A 23,611-nucleotide genomic window follows, 5' to 3' on the forward strand; every position below is an offset into this window, starting at 1 on the left:
CCCTTTTATATTCCCTTGTATACGGCCCGTCTTTTTTCTTGAAAGGCCTGAAGCCCTTCTCTCCTGTCTTTTGTCGGGATGGTTTGTTCATACGCTTTTTGTTCAATCGCAAGGCCTGTAGCGAGATCTGTCTCCAATCCTTTATTGATTGCAAATTTAGCCTGACGGACAGCGATCGGCCCGTTGGCAGAAATAGCTGCGGCCAGTTCCTCTGCTTTTGGCATAAGGTCACAAGGAGCCGTGACATGCTCTACAAGACCGATTTCTTTTGCTTCGTGTGCGGTCACGCGTCTGCCTGTATAAATGAATTCTTTTGCTTTTCCTCTGCCAATCAGCCGGGGCAGCCTTTGGGTCCCTCCAGCGCCCGGGATAATAGCTAACCCTGTTTCCGGAAGTCCCAGCACAGCTGATTCAGTTGCGATTCGAAGGTCGCATGCCAATGCCAATTCTAGTCCGCCGCCTAATGCGCTTCCATTTATCGCAGCTATGACCGGCTGCGGCAAGGCATCAAGTAAAGCCGCCGTTCTTTGAATGAGAGATACACTTTCCAGAACCTGATCTTCTTTCAGTTTTATCCGTTCCTTTAGGTCTGCCCCTGCACAAAACGCTTTTTCACCGGTGCCTGTGAGGATGACGCAGCGGATGTTTGAGTTGAATTCAATTTCCTGAAGAATCATTTGCAGGTTTCTAAGCATTTCCGCTGAAAGAGCATTTGCTGCCTGAGGCCTGTTTAAGGTGATCAACGCCATATGTTCATTTTTAACAGTAAAAAGAATAGAGTCTCCCATTGTATGCGTCCTCCCTTTTATCAAGATGATTTAAACACCTGTAAATTTCTGCTCGGCAGCGGTTTGCCCATTTTTTCTTCTATCCATTTGGCCGCAGATAGCAGTTTTTCTAGCTTTACATTTGTTTTGATATCCATCTGTTCAAGCATGTACACGATATCCTCAGTTGCGGCGTTTCCTGATGAACCTGGCGCATATGGGCATCCCCCAAGCCCGCCTGCCGAGCCGTCGAACACCGTGATGCCCATTTGGAGTGCTGTGACCATGTTGGCCAGAGCGGTTCCTCTCGTATCATGAAAATGCAAGGCAATTTGATTAGCCGGGAATCGTGCCAAAAGAGCTTCAAGTACAGTTTCCACTTGGGCGGGATTAGCCGCTCCAATCGTATCTCCAAGCGACAGTTCAGAAATCCCAAATTCAAATAGAGCTTCTGAAAGGCGAATGACTTGTTCAATGGGGACATCTTTTTCGTACGGACAGCCGAAAACAGTCGAGAGGTAGGCTCTTGTTGTGAGGTTTGCTTTTTTTGCGTCGTTGTTTACTTGTTTGAGTATATGAAGGGATTCAGAAGTGGATTTATTGATGTTTTTTCTGTTGTGCGTCTCGCTGGCGGACATAAAAACGCAAGCTTCGTTAATGCCTCCTTCAAGCGCATTCTCCAGTCCTCTTTGATTCGGGACAAGTGCCGCGTACGTTACCCCTTTTTCTCGGTCGATGCCTTTTGCTACATCGATAGCATCTCGAAGCGCCGGAATCCATTTCGGGTGAACGAAGGATGTGATTTCAATATACGACAGCCCTGTCCGGGAAAGCTGGTTGATCCAGGTTATTTTATCCTCTGTTGCGATCCAAACGGGCTCGTTTTGTAAGCCATCACGCGGGCCGACTTCTTTGATTGTCACTTTTTTAGGATATGGCATGGTCTTCCTCCAAATTATTGAGTGGAATTGCTCAGTTCGAGCAGTACGTCTCCTTCATTTACAAAGTCGCCTTCCTTTTTTTTGACTTCTTTTACGATTCCGCTTCTATCTGCAACGATCGGGATTTCCATTTTCATCGATTCCAAAATGGCTACCTCCTGGCCCTTTTCGATTTGGTCGCCGGCTTTGACGTGGACTTTCCACAGGTTTCCTGCCATTTGTATGCTAACCGTCATGACAACTGCCTCCTTTATAGGTGTTGTTTCAAAAAGTCAGTCGTGACATCCCCTTCTTTAAATGCCTTTGTTGCCGCAGCTTGTATGAGAAGCGGAAGATTTGTTTTGATTCCCTCTACACGATAGTCGCGAAGCGCTGTCTCTAGTTTTTCAATTGCTTCTGTTCTGGTTTGGCCTTTGACAATCATCTTAGCGATCATCGGGTCATAAAAAGGGGTAACGGTGCTGTCTTTTGCTACCGCACATTCGTGTCTGACTCCTTTTTGGTCAGGAAGTGAAAACGCAGTGATCGTACCTGGTGACGGGAAGAAGGTCTTGGGATCTTCCGCGTATATTCGAACCTCTATCGCATGCCCGTTCCGTTTGATGTCTTTTTGGGAGAATGTGAGTGTATGGCCCGCAGCAATCCGCAGCTGCTGCTCAACTAAGTCCAGGCCTGTTATTTCTTCAGTCACGGGGTGTTCAACTTGCAGTCTCGTATTCATTTCGAGGAAATAAAAATTTTGCTTCTGGTCAACTATAAATTCGATGGTGCCTGCGTTCGTATAGCCGATTGCCTTCGCTGCTTTTACCGCTGTTTGCCCGATCTTCATTCTTAGTTCATCGTCTACAAATGGAGACGGTGCCTCTTCAATGACTTTTTGGTGGCGCCTCTGAACAGAGCAATCACGTTCAAACAGATGTACTGTATGGCCGTGTTGATCGGCCAAAAGCTGAACCTCGATGTGGCGCGCATGTTCAATAACTTTTTCTATATACATCGACCCGTCACCAAAAAAATCTGCTGCGCGCTTTTTGTTTCCCTCGTACGCTTTTTTTAATGCTTCTTCATTTTCAACACGCTGCATTCCAATGCCCCCTCCGCCCGCTGAAGCTTTCAGCATGACAGGATAGCCGATTTGACTTGCGGTGCGGCAGGCTGCCTCTATATCTCCGAGGGATTCAGAAACGCCCGGCACCACAGGGACACCTGCAGCCTCCATTGCTTTTCGCGCTTCGATTTTGCTGCCCATCTTTGCGATGATATCAGGGGAAGGTCCGATAAACACGATGTTTTCTTGCTTGCAGCGTTCAGCGAACCGGCTGTTTTCTGATAACAATCCATATCCAGGGTGGATCGCGTCGGCATTTGCTTTTTTCGCCGTCTTTATGATTCTCTCTATATTTAAATAACTTTCACTGACTCTCGATTCTCCGATCAAATAAGCCTCTGTAGCGGCTTTTGGATGGAGCGCGTCCTTGTCTGCTTCTGAATAAACCGCGACCGTTTTAATGCCGAGACGGCTGCATGTTCGGATAATTCTCATTGCAATTTCTCCGCGGTTGGCGATCAGTACTTTTGTAAACATGATTTCACCTCATTGACTTGATGATAGGTTGAACATTTCAATCGTTTTTTCTCGCAGTTTATATTTTTGAATTTTGCCTGAGGCCGTCATCGGATAGTCATCCGTAAAAATAACATAACGCGGAATTTTGTGGCGGGCGATTTTCCCTTTGCAATAGGCTTTAAGCTCATCAGGTGAAACGCTTTTACCGTCTTTCAGTTTAATCCAGGCTGCAGCTTCCTCCCCAAATTTGGCGTCAGGCACACCAACGACCTGTACATCTAAAACAGCGGGATGCCGGTATAAAAATTCTTCAATTTCCCGCGGATAAATGTTCTCGCCGCCTCTGATGAGCATATCTTTTAATCTTCCGGTGATGCGGCAGTACCCGTCTTCATCCATGACAGCAAGATCTCCGGTAAACAGCCATCCGTCATGATTGATTGCTTTTCTGGTCGCTTCTTTGTCTTTATAATAGCCTTTCATGACGTGATAGCCGCGGGTGCACAGTTCTCCCTGCACGCCTCTTTGAACTTCTTGACATGTCCCAGGTTCTACAATTTTCACTTCAGTATGTGGCAGGGCGCGGCCGGTTGTTTCGACTCTTCTTATGAAGGAATCATTTGCTCTCGTTTGTGTAATGACTGGCGAGGCTTCGGTTTGTCCATAGGCGATCGTAATGTCTTTCATGCCCATCCTTTCAATCACAGCTTTCATCACTTCACTTGGACAGGGAGAGCCGGCCATGATTCCTGTTCGGAGCGTCGATAGATCATATGCATCAAAATCCGGATGATGCAGCTCGGCGATAAACATGGTAGGCACACCATGGAGCGCTGTGCATTTCTCTTTTTCTACCGTTTTAAGGACGGTAACGGGATCAAATTCTTGCACGGGTATCATGGCTGCCCCGACGGATACACATGCCAAAACCCCAAGGACGCATCCAAAGCAGTGAAAAAACGGAACAGGGATGCACATGCGGTCTTGAGAGGTTAAAGCCATACATTCAGCGATATTGGCAGCGTTATTGATGACATTGAAATGGGTCAGCATCACGCCTTTTGGAAACCCTGTCGTTCCTGATGTGTATTGCATATTAATCACATTGTCTTTATCCAGGCTGTTCATTCTCTCTTCAAGCTCAGCATCTGTCACTGTTTTCGCCAATATCTCTGTATCGTCCCAATGATACATGCCAGGCAACCGTTTATTGCCAATATAGAGCAGCGTTTTTAAAAAGGGATAGCGTTCAGATTTCAGTTGGCCGGGCTTTGCTTCTTGCAGTTCTGGAATTAAACTGTTCACGATGTCTGGATAAGAAGTGCCCCTGTATGAATCCATGATAATAAGCGCGGCGGCATCCGATTGCTTTAACAAGTAGTCCAGTTCGTGTGCTTGATAATTGGTATTGACGGTTACGAGCACGGCTCCGATCTTCGCAGTTGCGAACTGGACGGCAAGCCATTCAGGGATATTAGAAGTCCATATGGCGACGTGGTCTCCTTTTCCAATCCCCATCCGCATAAGGCCTTTAGCGGTTTGACGGCACAGACTGTCAAATTGAGCGTACGTATAACGGATATTTCGGTCTGGATACACAACAGCGTCTCGATCGGGATACGCATCAGCTGTTTGTTCCAGCAGCCTGCCGATTGTGGAATGGATGAGTTCAGCCATTCATTGTTCCTCCTTTCTTAATGATGGGAAAGCGTTTACATTTTTATTTTAAAAGCTGTCTGGCGATCACGAGACGCTGAATTTCAGATGTGCCTTCACCGATTTCCATTAATTTTGCGTCCCGCAGCATCCGTTCCACCCCATACTCTTTCATATAGCCTGAACCTCCATGGATTTGAATGGCTTGATTGCAAGCTCTTGTCGCCATTTCAGATGCGAATAGCTTGGCGTACGCCGCTTCTTTGGTGAACGGGTGGTTATGGTCTTTCAGCCAAGCGGCTTTTAACACCATTTGCCGTGCCAGATCAATTTCCATCGCCATGTCAGCAAGCTTAAATTGAATCGCTTGAAAGGAAGAAATCGGCTGTCCAAACTGCTTTCGTTCTTTCGCATATGCCAATGATGCGTCAAGGGCCGCTTGGGCAATGCCGACTGCAAGAGCAGCGATGGAGATTCGCCCTCCGTCCAGCGTATATAGAAACTGTTTAAACCCTTTTGTTGGATCGCCAAGTAAGTTGGCCGCAGGCACTCTTACATCCTCAAGCAAAATTTCCGCTGTATTCGATCCGCGGACGCCCATTTTATCGTACGGGCTCGTAATCGTAAGTCCTGGTGTGTCAGTTGGCACGATTAATGCGGAGATGATGTTTTTTCCGTCTTTGTTTTTGCCTGTTACGGCGGTTACAATAACTGTGCGTGCGTAGCTTGCATTAGTGATCCAGCACTTTTCGCCGTTGATTACATACTCGTCACCATTTGAAATCGCTTTTGTTTGAGTGCCTCCTGCATCTGAGCCGGCATTTGGCTCCGTCAGGCCGAATGATCCGAGTGCTGTGCCTGAAGCCAGCGGCGTCAAATGCGTCTGTTTTTGCTCTTCTGTTCCGAAGTAGTAAAGAGGGCTTGCGCCTAACGAGACCGCTGCAGCATAGCTTAATCCAGTACTGCCGCAGGCTTTGCCGACTTCTTCAACCGCTAAGGCATATGAAATCGTATCACCGCCAGATCCGCCGTATTCTTCTGGAAATGGAATACCCATCAGACCGAGTTCACCCATTTTTTCAAATGTTTGTATCGGGAACTCGCCTGTTTGATCTACATGTTCAGCGTGAGGAGCAATTTCTTTTTTCGCAAAATCTTTTACCATTTCACGCACCATTTGTTGTTCTTTTGTCAGCTCAAAATTCACATCGTTTCCTCCTTCACATCTTTGTAACATCCTATTAGGCGAGTTCTATAATCATTCCCTGACAAGAAAAGTCTGAAAATTAAAACTGAATCATTTTTTATGTGATAATTTCAGCGGAATGAGCAAATACATGCAGTAGGCGCATACCATCCATATCGCAAACGCAATAACTTGGCCCTTTGATAAAGCCGGGAAGATGAGGGAGATTCCAAAGGGAAATCGTATCAATCAATAAACCGACCGCTGATCCCCATATACCTAGCTTGATCACCGCGAACTGTGATTGATCGAGTTTTTGATAGAGAAAGAACACAAGGCATAAAACAAGAGCGGTGCCCGCTTCCAAGAGAAGAAAGTTCGTCAAAAAGGCTTCTTCAGCCGGATCAGTCAACACAGCATCTTCGAACAGCACAAAAAATAATGTGGCAACTAACCAGACTAGAAATGAAAACGTAAAACACGTCCTGTACGTGTTTCTCTTCGATTTTATTTAGTACTAATTTCTCAGATTCCAATAATGGAAAATGTCCAAACACCGCCTCCAATATTTATGTGAATCTCACCTTTGTTTTTTAAAAAAATACAGCGATTTACCATCGTTTCCTGTCTCCAAAATCACTAAAAAAGACGACTTAGAAAGCCGTCCTTCTCATTTCTTATTTTGTTGTTCGTTTGGAAGCCTTGCTTTCGTTATGAAGCCGGTCTGCTGAAGTGACATAATACGTATATTTCTTGTTAGGATCTGCCGTGTTATCTAAGAAGGTTTGCTGCTCATGTGTTTTTCTTTGCGTTGCCAGCAATGTTCTCTGCTTTTTCCCTTCGGCTCTGTATATCGCATAATAGGCTGTTTCTTTCGTTTTTAGATTTGATGGGTGATCTTTAATCTGCAGAAGATTGCCGTTTTTGTCTTCGGTGACTTTCGTAAGCTTCGGTTTTTTTGGGGCGGTATTGTCAAGCCAAGGCATTTGCGGAACCAGTGCTGGCTTGCTGTAAAGATCGGCGATAAGCCTGTCTTTGATGCCAAGCGGATTTTTGTTGAGGTCCTTGAGGCTGAAATGCATGCTTCCTTTCACCAGTTCAAGCTGGCGGTTCAAAGTGATTTGCCGCACATATTCCTCAGGATCGGACCAAGGCGGATCAAAATTGTTATTGATTTTATATGCTGCCTGGCCAATATATAAGTGAACAGGCCTATTTTTGACTTCATTGCTCCACCAATCAGCCAGCACGTCGTAAGCCGCTGCGTTAAAGCCGATACTCCAATAAATTTGCGGAGCAATATAATCGATGTCGCCTTCTTGGATCCAATGCCTTGTGTCTGCATATAGATCGTCATAATTTCTGACGCCTGCTTTTGTATTCGATCCGGTCGGGTCATCTGCGGCGTTTCTCCATACTCCAAAGGGACTGATGCCGAATTTGACATACGGTTTTGCAGCTTTAATTGTTTGGTTGATTTGTTTGACAAGCTGGTTCACATTGTCCCGCCGCCAGTCATCGATATTAGAAAAAGCGTCTTTTCCGTATTGTTCGTACTGTGCTTGATCAGGAAATTCCTGTCCTGCTATTTTATAAGGGTAAAAATAATCATCCATATGAACAGCATCGATATCATAATGTTTTACGACTTCTTCAATGCCTTTGACGATAAAATCTCTCGTTTCTGGAATGCCTGGATGATAATACAGCTGGTTTCCGTAGGCGGCAACCCAATCTGGATGTTTTCTTGCCGGGTGACTCTCAGACAATTTATTAAGATCTGTATGATTCATTGTAATACGGTAAGGGTTAAACCACGCGTGAAATTCCAAATTTCGTTTATGGGTTTCTTCAATCATAAATGCAAGAGGATCATAGCCCGGGTCCTTCCCTTGGACACCGGTTAAGTATTCCGACCAAGGCCCGTAAGCTGACGGATAAAAGGCATCAGCCGTCGGTTTAATCTGAACAATAACGGCATTCATTCCCATTTTCTGCACATCGTCCAGCAGTTTGATATACTCCTGTTTTTGCTCTTTCACAGATAACCCTTTTTTGGACGGCCAATCAATATTTAATACGGAAGCAATCCATACGGCTCTCAGCTCCCTGTCAGACTGCGCATTGGCCATAAACGGAACGGAAATGACAAACGTTCCGATGATCAAGCTGACAAGGAAACGGACAATCGACTTTTGGCAAACCTTCATTCTGTTTCTTCTCCCCCATTACATCACTTTCACTATTCGCTATTACGGTATTCCCGGGCTATAAAAGGGTGATTAACAGAATGTCTATCTCACTAAATAAACGAAAAAAGTCCTAAAGCATGTTGTGAACCGCTTTTAGGACTTTTTATCATTCATCATGGTTTGCAGACTTTTTAACACGTCAATAAGTTTTACGCCGACACCGACAGCCGTTTCAAGGATCGCTTGTGCTCCGGCAATGGCTAAAATAAAGATCAGCGGTATTGCAATACGAGGCAAAAATAGATAGCCAAGTCCGATCAAGATGGCACACCAAACACCGGCACACCAGTAGCAATTGAGCATGTATCCAAAGTTAGAAGCCGGCACGCTTTTTTCATCTACATGCCCGTTTTGATCAACAATCCTTTTCTTTTTCATAAAAGGTTTTCGGATAAATTCTGTGATTTTGTCGAATACAATCAAATGTGTCAGCCTGTAACTGGCTAGAATCAGCATGATAAACGTAAGAAAAGATAGATGATCCATGACAAGCCTCCAAGAAAAAGGATGATGTTATCATTCCCTAGTGTCATCGATCCATTCTTTGATACAAAAAGAAGCGGACAGAGAGTGCCTCTGTCCGCGAATCCGCTCTATTGTTTGTGCGGGATTGCTTTATTTGAAGTGATCTTTTCTAAAATGTCGAGGATGATGTCAGCATTCTTTTCAGCATATGTTCCTTCCAGCATGTCTTTATGAGCGCCAAAACCCGTGTACTCACTATAGTTTCCGCAGGCGCCTTCCCATTTCGTTAAGCCTGTATTCTTGCTGGTTTCGGGATGGATTCCAGCTTCGATGAAATGAATGCTTGCTTTGATGTGCCCTTCATTCAGCAATTGTGCCCAATATGCCTGATAGTTTCTTTTTTTCTTCATCACCTTTTCTCTGACTGCTTCAGGCAGATATGCTGCAGATTCGTCATTCCCGGTATCGATAGGCAAAGGCTGTTCTTTTAGATAAGCGTCCACGATAATGAAGTCGCTGACTTCCAATCCTTTGCGCTCCATAGCCTGTGCCACTTCAAAAGCCAGGTTTCCGCCTGCAGAGTAGCCTAATAAAACGTATGGGCCCTCAGGCTGTATGTCCGTCATGCAATTAACATATTGTTCAATGCGGGTGTCTTGTTCAATAAAGTGAAACCCGTATACGGCTGCCTTCTCATTCAGCAATAAAGCAAGGTCTTTAAAATAAATGCCAAATCCTGATATCGGCGGGAAGCAGAAAAGATTTTGCGCGCCGTGCTGGTTCAGTTTGATCACATGCTGTTCATCTGCCGCTCTCAGCTGTTTAGAATAAAGTTTTTCGGCAAGCTGAGCGATTGTCGGATGTTCGAACAAGAAATCAATCGGTATGTCAATGTTCTGCTGATGTTTTAGTGTATGTATGACTTGCAGTGCTTTTAGTGAATGTCCGCCAATAGCAAAGAAGTCATCATCAATACTGATTGTGTTAACACCGAGGACTTGCTTCCAAATGTTCGCCAATTCTTCTTCAACCAAGTTTCTTGGCAATATGATGTTCTGTCGTTTGGCAGGCTTATTTTCTGGAATAGGCAGCGCGCTGCGGTCTATTTTTCCGTTTCCGGTAAGCGGCATCCGCTCCACACGCACCCAGTGCTGCGGGATCATATAGTCTGGAAGCACACGCGCCAAATCGGCGCGAAAATCCGTATCTGTTTTTTTGTGATCACCGACGTAATGAGTGTACAGCTGCGCCTCTCCATCTTTTTCTCTCAATGTCACTGCTGCTTCTTGAACGCCTTCCATTTCTAACAGGCGCGCTTCTATTTCGGCAGGCTCAATTCGTTTTCCGCGGATTTTCATTTGCCTGTCAATTCTGCTGATGTATTCTAAGTTTCCATCAGGCAGCCAGCGCGCCAAATCACCGGTACGGTATATTCTTTCTCCAGGCAAGAAAGGATGAGGAGAAAAAACAGCATTTGTCAGGTCATCTCTGTTCAAATAGCCTTTAGCGACACCATCACCGCCAACACAAAGCTCGCCGGGAACGCCTATTGGCAAAAGACGTCCTTTTGTATCTAAGATGTAAGCGGTGCTATTGCTGATTGGTTTTCCAATCGGAATCGGCCCCGCATAGTCTCTCTTCATTTCAAAAAAGGTTGAAAAAGTCGTGTTTTCCGTAGGCCCGTAAATATTATGAAGCGCGAGATCTGGACAGGCGTGTCTGACAGCATTCATCAGGGCAGGAGAGAGTGCTTCTCCTCCGACATATAACGTATAGAGTCCGCGAAACATGTCAGCTCGTACCTGTGCCAGCTGATTAAAAAGAGCTGTCGTTAAAAATAGCACTGTAATGTCATTTTCAAGCAAATACGCTCCAAACTGATCAGGTGTCAGCATTGTCGATTTATCAATGATATGAAGGCTTGCGCCATTTAAAAGTGCCCCGAACATTTCAAAGGTGACGGCGTCAAAGCTGATAGATCCAGTCATAATAAACCGGTCATCACCGGACGCAGACGTGTAATTGCTGTTTCTGACAAGGGACACGACATTGCGATTCGTGATCATGACCCCTTTCGGCCGGCCTGTTGATCCTGAGGTATACATGATGTACGCAAGATCATCCGGGCTGGAGCTGATATTAATAGGGATATCGTTCTCTTCCATCAATCCCTGCGCATCTGAAATGATACATGTTCCTGAGAACGCAGCGTTTTGCTCCAATCCCTTTTGAACAATCAGCATTTTTGCCTGCGTTTCCTCAAGCATAAAGCTGACTCGTTCAGGCGGAAGCTCCGCATCAAGCGGGAGGTATGCTCCCCCTGCTTTTAATACGGCAAGCACACTGATCATGAATTCGGGAGAATGTGCAGCCAATATTCCGGCTGTCTCGTTTTTCCGAAATCCCTTTTGAATTAACTCTCTGGCGAGCGCATTAGAGCGTTTATCAAGCTCTTTATACGAAATAGACATATTGCCATACACAAGTGCGGTATGGTCTGGCGTCTTTTCTGCTTGTTCGCGAAATAAATCGATAATTGTATGATTCTTTGGATACTCCGTTTTTGTATTGTTGAACTGTGTGACAATCTGCTCTTTTTCTGTTGCATCAAGAAAAGAAAAATCAGCAATTGGCATATGAGGGTGCTGTGCAGCTGTGCTAAGCGCTTGCGTAAATTGCCTCTTGATACAGCTGATCCAGGCAGCATCGTAAACGAATGCATTATAGCTGAACTTGATGACAAGCTCTTCGCCAGGAGCAACGACAAGATTAAAGTTATATCCTGATTGCTCGGATACTTGAACTTGATCGATTTGCAGCGGTGAATCGGTTTGATCAGCGGAATCGGCGATTTTCTGCTGTAACGGATAGTTTTCAAAGACGATAATGTGATCAATCAGTTCCTGTTTTAATGCGGTGTTTGCCTGAATATCAAATAAAGGCTGGCAGGTAAACGGCTCAGCTTCCAGCATTTCTTTCTGGCATCGTATGAGCAGTTCTTGAAACGTTTCGTCTTGATGTGTTTTAATTCGAATCGGTATGGTATTGATAAACAACCCTATCATTTGCTCCACGCCCGGGATTTCTGACGGTCTTCCTGATACAACTGCGCCAAACACAACGTCGTCTGTGCGGTTATATTGCTGCAGCATCACACCCCAGACAGCCTGAATTAGGGTAGCGAGCGTGACGCCGTGTTGTTTGGCAGTCTCTTTCAGCTTGTCTGTCAGTGGTTTATTTAATGAAAATATCAAATCTTCACGGTGATAACCTTCTTTTGTTTCTTTATCAGACACACGAGGCAGAGGTGATGGAGTGCTGTAGTTTTTTAAATAGGTATCCCAGTAGGCTGCTGCTTTTTCTTTGTCTCGGTTTGTCAGCCAGGAAATATAGGTGCTGTACGGACGGACAGGGTCTAATGAAAGCGGTTTTCCTGCATGAATCGATTGATAAATTTGCATAAATTCCTGCATAACAATACCTAGGCACCATCCGTCCATTAAAATGTGATGGTGACTCCAAAGACAGACATGCTCATCTTCAGCTGTTTTGAACAGAGAAATCCGCATCAGCATGTCTTTTTGCAGATCAAAGCCTTTTTGCTTGTCCTTCTCTTTAAAGCGTTCAATATACTCATTCTGGTCGTTTGTTGGCAGATGAGAAATGTCTTCGCTGTACAAATGGAATTCACGTTCTGTCATCACGACTTGCCGAGGTCCCGACAAATGCGGGACGTGCGGCAAAAACACGGTTCTGAAAATATCATGGCGGTCGATAATGGCTTGAATGCTGCGCTGAAACCATTTATAGCTGAGGCTTCCTTTAATGGTGAAGAGCGACTGCTCAACGTATGCCCCCTCCTCTTTACGGAGGAAGGAATGAAAGAGCATTCCCTCCTGCATGTGACTCAGAGGATAAATGTTCTTGATTTTTTTAATGGTATCCATAGTGTCTGCACCTTTCTTCACGGTTTCATTAGTGAAAACTGAGCATATCAGCAATCTCTTGCAGGGCGTCCTCGGTCAGTTCTTGATCATCAAAATCACTGATCGTCTTTTCTGTTTCTCTTTTGTTCTGGCAGTGTTCGATCAGCTGTAATAAAAATTGACGGCATGTTTCGCTAAGCTGTTCGATGGTTTTGTGCTGAAAACGGGTAGTGTCATAAGTCATATTGACAGTCATTTTCCCTTCTGCAGCGATTGCACTGATATCCAGCGACTGTTCACGGTTCCATGTTGTGCTGATATCACCCCCGGCACCCAGCGGAGAGAATGAGAAGGCGTCCTCCTCAGGTACTTCAGCTGTGCGGCCGCTTTCAAATTGACCAAGATAATTAAAGCTGATTTCTGGTGCACCTGTGAAATTGATGTCTTTTTTGCCAGGCGGAGTCAAATATTTGATGACACCGTAGCCGAATCCTTTGTCAGGTACACGTCTCAGTGTATCTTTTGTTGTTTTTAGCACATGAACCATGTATTCTTCCGAATCTGGCAAGTCTGCGTTCAATTTAACCAATAACGGATAAATGGCGGTAAACCATCCAACCGTCCGGCTCACATCTATTCCTTCTAATACATCCTCTCGCCCGTGGCCCTCTAATGATAGTTTGAAGGCGGATTGATTGGTCCAATGGCGCAGCGCAAGAATGACAGAAGCGAGCAGCATGTCCTGCGTATCAGTGTTATATGCGCTGTTGGCGTCTTTTAAGAGTGCTGCTGTCTCTTTCTCGTTTAAGGTAAACGAAATCGTGGACCGTTGTCCCTCGTGTGCTCTAGTTCCATCAATGTGATCAAAAGGCAATGCCTCTGTTTGATACTCTTCGGCTTCGCGCCAATACTTGAGCTGTTTCATGAGCTGCTGGCTTTCAGCGTAGTCAGAGAGCTTTTTCGTATACGCTTTAAATGAGCTTGTTTTAGGCGGCAGTTTGATATCCTCCCCGCCTGCAGCTTGGCGATACCCTAAAGCCAAATCTTCAAGCAGAACCCGCCATGAAATACCGTCAACGACGAGGTGATGAGCAGATAAAAATAAGAAATCACCGTCAATTGTGTGGAAAAGACCGGCTTGCAGCAGCGGACCATTCTTCAAATCCATTTTCTGCTGAATATCAAGTACATGGCGCTTGATAATAGGTTCATACGGTCTATTTCCATCAGTGCATAAATCAATCATCTGAAGGCCGTACAACGCGTCGTCCGAATGACTGAGCGGCCGATTATACTGATCCCACTTTCCTTGTTCATTCTGTGTAAACACCATTCGCAGCGCATCATGATGACACGTTATTGCTTTTAACGTTTTTCGCAGTGCGTCTTCTTGTACAGAGGTGCTTCGATGCAGCATTACGGACTGATTAAAATGGTGTTTTTCTTTTATATCTTGAGAAAGAAACCATTTTTGAACAGGCGACCATTGTACGTCTCCCTCAACCGCAGCTTGGCTGGAACTTGTATCTGAATCACGGATATAAGCTGCCAATTCTTGAATGGTCGGATGGCTAAACAAATCTTTCACTGCCATTTGCTTGCCTATCCGGTGAAGCCGCGCAGATACCTGTAACGCTTTGATTGAATCTCCGCCAAGTTCAAAGAACGAATCAGCTGTTCCGATCTTTTCTGCCCCCAGTACTTCTTTCCATATATCTGCCAGTATTTGCTCCATTTTGCTGGCTGGCGGGAGGAATGGACGTTCACCTTCGTGGTTGTATACAGGTTTTGGAAGTGCTCCGCGATCCAGCTTGCCGTTTGGTGACAATGGAAGTGAGTCCAGTTTTTCAATAAACGTAGGGTGCATAAACACCGGCAGCTTGTTTTGTAATTCTGAGCGTACAGCATTTGTGCTCAACTCTGGTTTTGTCACCACATAAGCGCTTAATTCGGTTTGTCCTGACGCTGTTTCATGAGCAACTACTGCGGCGTCTTTTACACCATTTATACACCGGATGACCGATTCAATTTCTTTCGTTTCTACACGGTATCCTCTGATTTTGACTTGATCATCGATTCTTCCGAGATATTCGAGTGTACCGTCGGCCATCCATCTGGCGGCGTCTCCTGTTCGGTACATTCGTGTTTCGGGTTTAAATGGATTCTGCGTGAATGCTCTCTCTGTCAGTTCTGGAAGATTGACGTACCCTCTTGCAAGCCCTGTTCCTGCTATACAAAGCTCTCCCGCAACACCGATTGGCTGAAGCTGATGATTGCTATTTAAAATCAGCACTTGAGTTCCGTCAATCGGCTGGCCGATGCTTACGTATGCCTGCTTTTCCATATGTCTCATGACGGTAGTCGCCACGCTGTTTTCTGTCGGTCCATATTCGTTGGCGAGTTCGGTATGCGGACATATAGCTAAGCTGCGGGCGATCAATTCGCGGTCAGCCGCTTCTCCCGCCAGTGTGACGACTCTAAGCGTCTTTACATCTTCCGGCTGCACTACGTCCAAAAGCGCTCGATATAAAACAGGCACAATAATCATATGTGTAATCCGTTGACGAGACAGCTGATGCTTAATGGCCAGAATATCCTTCGCTTCCTCTTCATGAAGCAAAACGGCTTTTGCACCTGACAAAAGCGGTGTAAACATACTAGTTATAAAGCCGTCAAATGAGAAAGAAAAGAGCTGCAGAATGGTATCTGTCTCGTTGAATGCATAAGCGTTTCGCCGCCACTGAAGAGTGTTGGCAATACCTTTATGCTCGACCATTACCCCTTTTGGACGGCCCGTCGTTCCAGAGGTATAAATGATATAAGCCAAATGATGGGCAGACGACATTTGCGGCAGCGGCGATTTGTCGTCTTCCTCTACGCTTTCTATCGTCAAGATCTCTCCTTCAAAGTCAGCAAGTACTCCCCGATCCGCTTCATTTATTGTCATCAGCAGTTTCGTTCCGCTGTCGCTAAGGATATAGCGTTTGCGTTCTGTCGGGTATTCAGGATCAATGGGAACGTAACAGCCGCCTGCTTTCCACACACCAAGTATGGCTGCTATCATACTGAACGAACGATGCATCATGATGCCTACTGGTGTGTCCGGCTTAACACCTCTGTTGCGCAATGCACGTGCGATTCCATTGGACCACTCGTCCAACTCTTGATACGTCAGTGTTTTGTCTCCGCTGACAAGTGCAGTAGCTTTTGGTGTTCGTGCAGCTTGCTGCTCAAACAATTGACTGATTGTTTGAACTCCGTATTGATTCGCTTGCCTGGTGTTAAACTCATTAAGCAGCTGGTGCCGCTCTTCTTGGGTCAGGATGTCGATATGGTTGAGTGTCACCTCCGGATTTTTGCCGATGATGCTAAGTACATTTGTTAAATGTGATGCCCAGCGTTCAATAGTGGTTTTCTCGAACAATGCGGTTGAATATTCAAAAAGGAAATGAATGTTTCCGTCGCCCTCAGATGCCTGTAGTGTCAAATCGAATTTAGAAACGAGATGAGAAACTTGTGCCGGCTTCATTTGCAAATCATGAAGATGCAATCGCTCGTAATCATTATTTTGAACAACTAACATCGCGTCAAACACTGGGTTCCGGCTCATATCTCGTGTCAATTCAAGCTTATCAACAAGCTCTTCGAACGGGTAATCTTGGTGCTCAAAGGCTTCCAATGCTGTCTCACGCACTTCCTGCAAATACTGTACGAATGGCTTCCCGCCCTCCGGGCGCGTCCGAAGCGCCAGCGTGTTCACAAACATGCCGAGTATCGGCTCAAGATCCTTGTGCGGCCGGCCGGCAATTGGCGAGCCGACGATGATATCTTCCTGTCCGCTTAAGCGTGACAAGAACGCGGTGTAAGCCGCAAGGAGCACCATGTACAGTGTGCTTCCGTTTTCTCGTGCCAGCTTGTGAAGGCCTGATGCAACCTCTTGATCCAGCGTAAATGAGACCTTGTCACCCGCGAAGCTTCGCACCGGCGGGCGGGCATGATCAGCCGGAAGATCCAGCACAGGCAGCTCGCCCTCGAGCTGCTTCAGCCAGTACGCCCCCTGCGTTTTGTACGCGTCTCTTGTTTTGAATCCTTCTTGCCATACGGCGTAGTCTTTATATTGAATGCGCAGCGCAGGAAGATTCCGATTATTGTACAGCTCGCCGAATTCCCGAATCAGAATGTTGACGGAAACACCGTCTGAAATGATGTGATGCATATCCACCAGCAACAGGTGCCGCACAACTGATACCTTTACGATTTGGGCACGGAACAGCGGCGCTTGGCTGAGATCAAACGGTTTGATAAATGCGGCTGCGGCCTCCTGTTCGGTTCGTTCGCCGAGAACTGTAGTCTGTAACGTAAACGGCACCTCGTCATGGATGCGCTGCACCGGATCGCCTCCTGCGTCCTGTTCGAAGGAGGTACGAAGCGACTCGTGGCGCTTGATCAGCTCTTTGAAAGCTCTGTCCATCCTTTCAGGGTTGAGCTTCCCTTCGAGCTCTAACACAGCCGGCATATTGTAGCCTGTCCCTCCGTCTTCCAGCTGCTGAAGTACATAAATCCGCTTTTGGGCAGAGGAAACCGGATAGGTTTCCTGTTTTTCAGCGGGCTTAATCGCTTCATATGGACTGTCCGTTCCTTCACGGATAACGGCAGCCAGCCCTTCTACTGTTGGATGGGCAAACACATCTTTTAGCGGCACCTGTACATCGAATTCTTTGGTGATCCGTGAGACAAGCGCCGTTGCTTTTAAGGAATGTCCCCCGCGGTCAAAAAAGTTGTCGTGAATCCCGACAGGGCCATTTTTCAGCACGTCCTCCCACAGCTGAGAAAGCTTCATCTCAGTCACGTTTCTCGGCGCTGTGTAGGTCTCCGCATCTGCCGCTCCGCCAGGAGCTGGCAGGGCGTTTCGGTCGAGCTTTCCGCTTGGTGTAACCGGCCACTGTTCCATCTCTATCATATAGGCTGGGACCATGTAGCCCGGCAACAGTCTCTCAAGCTGCGCTCGGACTTCGTTTCTTTGGAGCCCTTCTATATAAGCGCATAATTCCGGCTCACCGCTGTCTGTCCGTACGGTAACGGCCGCCTCTCTTACACCTTCTATGCTTCTTAGTGCCGCTTCAATTTCTCCCGGCTCAATCCGGTAGCCGCGGATTTTCACCTGATCATCCGTGCGCCCGAGGAATTCAATATTCCCGTCAGGGAGCCAGCGCGCCACATCCCCGGTTTTGTACATGCGTTCCCCCAGGTAAAACGGGTCTTCAAGAAAACGCTCCTCCGTTAATGCCGGCCGATTCAAATAACCTCTGGCAACACCCGCTCCGGCAATGTATAGTTCACCGATACATCCAACAGGCAGCATCCGCTGATTCTGATTCAGGATATATAATCTGACATGATGAACAGGTTTTCCAATTGGAATCCGTTCAAGTTTTTCTTGTGGCGGACAATTAAAGAATGCAGCTTCTACGGTTGCTTCCGTTGGCCCATAGGAATTGGTTATTGAAACATTTGGAAGCAACTCGTAAAATCGGGAGACAAGATGGGTCCCCAGCTGTTCTCCCCCAGAAAACACTCGCTTGAGTCTGTTTGTCTTAATCGGTACAGAGCGATATTTTATATGTTCTAAAAATGCATGGAGCATTGAAGGCACAAAATGCATAGCTGTGATCTTTTGTTCTTCTATGGCCTTCGCGATCACTTCAGGTTCTTTTTCGCCTCCCTGAGGAAGCAGATAAACAGAAGCTCCGGCATAAGGCCACCAAAACAGCTCCCATATTGAAGCATCGAATGAATATGATGTTTTGTGCATAATCATATCTGAATGCTTTAGCTGATAGCGGGACTGTAGGGAATTCAAAAAATTCACCGCTGATCGATGTTCAATTTCAACACCCTTAGGCATCCCGGTAGAGCCGGATGTATAGATGACATAGGCTAAAGATTGCGGGAGAACATCCACATTCGGATTGGACAAACGATGTGCCAGTCCGCTATTTGTCTGATTGAGATAGACAATCTCTCCTGTAAATTCCGGAACATGAAGGCCGGCAGACTGAAGCAGGAGAATGTTTGTACCGCTGTCCTCCAGCAGAAAGCTGATTCGTTCTTCCGGATAATCCGGGTCGATGGGCAGATAAGCGCCGCCAGCTTTAAGAATGCCATAAATGCCAAGCAGCATTTCAGGTGAACGCTTTCCTATAATGGCAACAGTCGTTTCAGGTTTTACCCCCCGTCCGATCAGCTCCCAGGCGATACGGTTAGCCTGTTCGTTCAATTCTTTATAGGTCATCACTCCATCTTCGAAGATAACGGCCGCCTGATCAGGCGTTTTTTCTGCCTGCTGTTCGAGTGCATAGTGGAGCGTTTGATTCATTGAATAGCCCGTCTCCTCAAACAGATGGCATGATTCAATGAAATCTCGCTCTTCTTCTTTTGTTAAGATTGGAATATTGTCCAATTCTGTTTCAGGACTGGCAGCTGTATGTTCCACAAGCGTGGTGAAAAGGCTGGCCCACCTTTGGATGGTTTCTTTCTCAAACAAAGCTGTACTGTATTCAAACTGACAGAAAAGCTCGGAATCATGCTCTGTAACGTATAGGGAAATATCAAATTTTGATATTGGGTGCTCCAAGTCGTTCCACTGAAGCTGTACATCATTCATTTTTAGCTTTTGCTGTTCCATATTCTGAAGGACTAGCGTTGTGTCAAACAAAGGATTCCGGCTCATTTCCCGCTGCACACCGAGTTTGTCCACAAGCTCTTCAAACGGGTAATCCTGATGCTCATACGCTTCTAGTGCCGTCTGTCTGACTTCTTTCAGAAATTCCTCAAATGTCTTATTACCCGCCGGGCGTGTGCGGAGAGCCAATGTATTGACGAACATCCCAAGAACAGCTTCAAGGTCGGCATGGGGCCGTCCGGCGATAGGTGAACCAATCACGATATCATCCTGACCGCTTAACCGAGACAAAAAGGCTGAATACAAAGCGAGAAGCGTCATATAAAGCGTGCTTCTGTTTTTATGGGCGAGCCGCTTTATGCGGGCCGTGATCTCTTTGTCCAATTGAAAGGTTACTTTTCCGCCTATGAATTGCCGTTCTGCCGGACGTCGTTTATCTGTTGGAAGCTCCAGTATAGGAAGGTCCCCGCTAAACTGCTGCTGCCAGTAAGTCTCCTGCTTTTGGTACGAGTCTCCCTTTTTAAATTTCTGCTGCCATACGGCGTAATCTTTATATTGGATCCGCAATGGCTTAAGCTGCCGGTTTGCATAAAGATCGGTAAATTCTCGGATTAGGAGCTGAACGGATACGCCATCTGAAATGATATGGTGCATATCCACCAGCAATACATGCTTCTCGTTTGACACTTCTATAAGGCCTGCTCTAAATAATGGCGCCTGGCTGAGATCAAAGGGACGGACAAATCCCTCGATAGTGGTCTCTTTACTTAACGTAAACGGCACTTCGGTGTGGATACGCTGAACCGGCTCGTCATCAGCTCCGGATACAAAGGAAGTTCGAAGCGGCTCATGCCGGCTGATCAGTTCTTTACATACAGCAGACAGTTTGGCGACATCCAGTGCACCTTCCAGTTCTAAGACCGCAGGCATGTTATAGGCGACACCCTCATCAAGCTGTTGAAGCACATAGATTCGTTTTTGGGCCGAAGATACAGGATATGTATCCCTTTTTTCTGCTGGTTCAATTGCTGCATACAGATTTTGTTCTGCCTCTCGAATAATTAAAGCTAATCCTTCAACAGTCGGATGAGCAAAGATGTCCTTAAGTGAAACTTGCACATGGAATTCCTTTGCGATCCGTGACATAAGCACTGTTGCTTTTAACGAGTGACCGCCATTGTCAAAAAAGTTGTCTTGGATGCCTATATGCCCATTCTTTAGCACATCTTCAAATAGTTGCGAAAGCTTTGCCTCTAACAGATTTCGAGGGGCAGTATATGGGTTTCCGCTGATTGAAGCATCTGGCTCCGGAAGTGCTGCGCGATCTACTTTTCCGTTTGGGGTAAGAGGTATGCTGTCAACCCATATCCATTTCGCCGGAATCATGTATTCTGGGAGCTCACTAGCCATATAACTGCGTAAATCTATTGCATTCAGCTTTTGTACACTGCAATAGTAAGCGCATAATTCATGTTCATCGTTTTGATCTTGCCAGATGAGAATGGCAGCCTCACTAATGTCCGGATGATTCATTAGCGTGACTTCGATTTCTTGCGGCTCAATTCGATAACCTCTGATTTTCACTTGATTGTCTGCCCGTCCGATATATTCGATGTTGCCGTCTTCAAGCCGTCTGGCCAAATCACCTGTCCGGTACATGATCACATCAGGCTTGAATGGATCGGATGAAAATTTGTCGCTTGTCAGTTTATCGTGATTGACATATCCTCTGGCAACACTTGCGCCGGAAATATAGAGTTCGCCTGGTACGCCGCATGGCTGAAGCTGTTTTTGATGATTCAAAATATATAGATCAGTACAGCCTATCGGTTTACCGATTGGCGGAAGCTCAGGAATAGGGTCTCCAGGATGAATGGTATACGTAGATACCACATGAGTTTCTGAAGGTCCGTAATGATTGTGCAGGTGTATGCCGCGTTTACGCAACACATCTTGGAAAAGGTCTGAAATCATTAATTGTTCCCCGGCTGCGATCAGGTGTTTGACGCCATCAGGAAACGAGTTCGCAAGTTCTCGCTCGCTGAAAATCATTTTGATAAAAGCAGTTGGGAGAAACACAATATTCGTCTGATGCTTGTTTATAAATGCAAACAGCTGAGGCACATCTCTTTTTATGGCTTCTGGCACGATGTGGAGTGTGCCGCCTTTCAGAAGCGCAGAAAATATTTCTTGATAGCAGACGTCGAAGGAAGGCGTCGCAAATTGCAGAACATCTGCTTCAAAGTCAATGCCGGAGTGAGTATATTCGAACTTCAGCAAGTTAGCCATGTTTCGATGCTCAAATTGAACACCCTTTGGTTTACCTGTTGTGCCTGATGTATAAATCATATACAGCAGATCGTCAGCATTGTTGACTGACTTTATGTTACTGCCGTCTACTTTGCTTTCGATATCTTCTGGATGAGTGATAATGTAATTGTCTTCTAACGATGAGGGAAGATGCGCTTGTGAAACAACATGCGAACAGCCGCAATCATGCAGAATATAACGGATTCTGTCAGCCGGGTAATGCGGATCAACCGGAACAATGGCGCCGCCTGCTTTCAAGATACCAAGAACACCTGTGATAAACGCCGCTGAGCGTTCCATCATAATCGCAACGGGTTCCTGTCTCACAACGCCTTTCATTCGTAAATGCCGTGCCAATCTGTTAGCCGCTTTATTCAGTTCTCTGTATGTTAATGAGCAGGCTTGATCAATTACAGCATGAGCATCTGGTGTCTTTTCCGCTTGCTTTTCAAACATGGCATGGATGGTTTCGTAAACTGGTGTTTGATCTGTGATTTCTCCAATCAGCTGCCGCTTTTCAGTATCTGTCGTGATATCGATTTCTTCAGGTGGAAGATTCGGATTATTTAAGATTTGTGATACAGCATTCAGAAGATGCTCTTTGACAGAGAGCACAAAAGACCGATCGTGCTGCTCCGCATCATAGTTCATTTTGATATGAATTTCTTCCCCTGGCGCCACCATAAGATAAAAGCTGTAGTTGGTTTCATCTGCGACAGTGAAATTATGAATCTGAAAAAGATCAGAAGCATGTTCCTGTTTGTTCAGCATTTGAATCTCTTGCTGCACCGGATAGTTTTCAAATACGAGAATATGATCAATCAGCCCTTGCTTAACAGCTGAGCGGGATTGAATCTCATATAAAGGATGGTAGCTGTACGCTTCAGCGGCAAGACGGTCTTTTTGCATATCTTTTATAAGTTGAAGAAAAGGCGTTTTTGCCCCCTGCACCCGAACCGGCATCGTATTAATGAAAAGACCTACCATATGTTCAATGCCTTCGATTTCTGCGGGTCTTCCTGAAATGACAGAACCGAATACGGCGTCATCGTTATTATTATATTTTTGTAGCAGAATGCCCCAAATGGTATGAAAAATCGTACTGAGTGTCACTTCTTCTCTAGCAGCAAGCTCTGAAAGCCTGCTGCTTTCTTCCTTAGAGAATGAAAATGTAACGTGTTCCTGCCTGCTTTTTCCCTTTGTTTTTTTCTGCTTCGGGAGCACGGTTTGCTGTTCGTGGCCGGAAAGATAATGGTCCCAATAAGAAACCGCCTGCTCTTTGTCTTGCTCCATCAGCCATTTGATATACTTTCCGTATGGCTGGACCGGCTCCAATGTTATTGGGGATGCATTTACATAAGATGCGTAAATATGCAGAAACTCCTTTAGCACAATGCTGAGGCACCAACCGTCCATCATGATATGATGAAAGGTCCAAATGCAAGAGTACTGGCTCTCTCCTGTTTGAATCAGAGCGATGCGCATGAGCACATCCTTTTGTAAATGAAACCCCTGGTCCCGGTCCTTTTCTTTCCATTGCTCGATAAACTGTGATTGCTCCGCCTCGTTTAAATGAGTAATGTTTTCTTCCAGTACGATGACATTTCGTTCTCTCAGAACAACCTGCTGGGGAGAGGAAACATTTTGGCTGATAAAAATCGTTCTGAAAATATCATGTCTTTCTACAAGAGCGTTGATGCTGTTTTGAAAAAACTGCGGGTTGACTTTTCCTTCAATTGTAAAAGAAGCTTGCTCAACATACGCCTGTGAATCTTTTTGCAGGAGGGAATGGAAAAGCATCCCTTCCTGCATGTAAGACAGCGGATAAATATCCTGAATTGAATTCGCTTTTGTCATGT

Annotated in this window: 11 protein-coding genes and 1 pseudogene; all 12 read right to left on the minus strand. The window is 45.8% G+C overall.

Annotated elements, in window-relative coordinates; all coding sequences use genetic code 11:
- Positions 1-5: 5 nt before the first annotated feature.
- Positions 6-788: an enoyl-CoA hydratase gene (locus tag NSQ12_RS10180; RefSeq protein ID WP_046381061.1), complete on the minus strand. Its 783-nt coding sequence runs from the start codon at positions 786-788 to the stop codon at positions 6-8.
- 20 nt (positions 789-808) lie between these two features.
- Complete coding sequence (gene ldeG / locus NSQ12_RS10185; protein WP_029317867.1) at positions 809-1,708, minus strand: hydroxymethylglutaryl-CoA lyase; 900 nt, start codon at positions 1,706-1,708, stop codon at positions 809-811.
- 14 nt (positions 1,709-1,722) lie between these two features.
- Complete coding sequence (locus NSQ12_RS10190) at positions 1,723-1,944, minus strand: acetyl-CoA carboxylase biotin carboxyl carrier protein subunit (RefSeq protein WP_003245519.1); 222 nt, start codon at positions 1,942-1,944, stop codon at positions 1,723-1,725.
- A gap of 14 nt (positions 1,945-1,958) precedes the next feature.
- Positions 1,959-3,293 (minus strand): acetyl-CoA carboxylase biotin carboxylase subunit, encoded by a 1,335-nt coding sequence (locus tag NSQ12_RS10195; RefSeq protein ID WP_076458713.1) that lies wholly within the window; start codon positions 3,291-3,293, stop codon positions 1,959-1,961.
- 9 nt (positions 3,294-3,302) lie between these two features.
- Positions 3,303-4,952: an AMP-binding protein gene (locus tag NSQ12_RS10200; protein ID WP_046160448.1), complete on the minus strand. Its 1,650-nt coding sequence runs from the start codon at positions 4,950-4,952 to the stop codon at positions 3,303-3,305.
- Between the two features lie 43 nt (positions 4,953-4,995).
- Positions 4,996-6,138 (minus strand): acyl-CoA dehydrogenase, encoded by a 1,143-nt coding sequence (locus NSQ12_RS10205; RefSeq protein WP_129134286.1) that lies wholly within the window; start codon positions 6,136-6,138, stop codon positions 4,996-4,998.
- Positions 6,139-6,228: 90 nt separating this feature from the next.
- Positions 6,229-6,532, minus strand: a pseudogene (locus NSQ12_RS10210) (DUF5367 family protein).
- Positions 6,522-6,686: a hypothetical protein gene (locus NSQ12_RS10215; RefSeq protein WP_129093188.1), complete on the minus strand. Its 165-nt coding sequence runs from the start codon at positions 6,684-6,686 to the stop codon at positions 6,522-6,524. Before NSQ12_RS10215 ends, NSQ12_RS10210 begins: the two are co-directional and overlap by 11 nt.
- A 108-nt stretch (positions 6,687-6,794) precedes the next feature.
- Entirely contained in the window at positions 6,795-8,327 is a 1,533-nt protein-coding gene (locus NSQ12_RS10220) for a glycoside hydrolase family 10 protein (RefSeq protein ID WP_248719477.1), read from the minus strand.
- Positions 8,328-8,462: 135 nt separating this feature from the next.
- On the minus strand, positions 8,463-8,855 hold the full coding sequence (locus NSQ12_RS10225; protein ID WP_014476970.1) for a DUF1360 domain-containing protein: 393 nt from the start codon (positions 8,853-8,855) through the stop codon (positions 8,463-8,465).
- Between the two features lie 107 nt (positions 8,856-8,962).
- Positions 8,963-12,802, minus strand: a complete 3,840-nt coding sequence (gene ppsE, locus NSQ12_RS10230; protein WP_339176682.1) for a plipastatin non-ribosomal peptide synthetase PpsE — start codon at positions 12,800-12,802, stop codon at positions 8,963-8,965.
- Positions 12,803-12,809: 7 nt separating this feature from the next.
- The gene (gene ppsD / locus NSQ12_RS10235; RefSeq protein ID WP_339176606.1) at positions 12,810-23,609 is read right to left on the minus strand and encodes a plipastatin non-ribosomal peptide synthetase PpsD; all 10,800 of its coding nucleotides are present in this window, start codon (positions 23,607-23,609) and stop codon (positions 12,810-12,812) included.
- Positions 23,610-23,611 lie beyond the last annotated feature (2 nt).

Source organism: Bacillus sp. PS95 (assembly GCF_037963565.1).
Lineage (GTDB): Bacteria > Bacillota > Bacilli > Bacillales > Bacillaceae > Bacillus > Bacillus subtilis.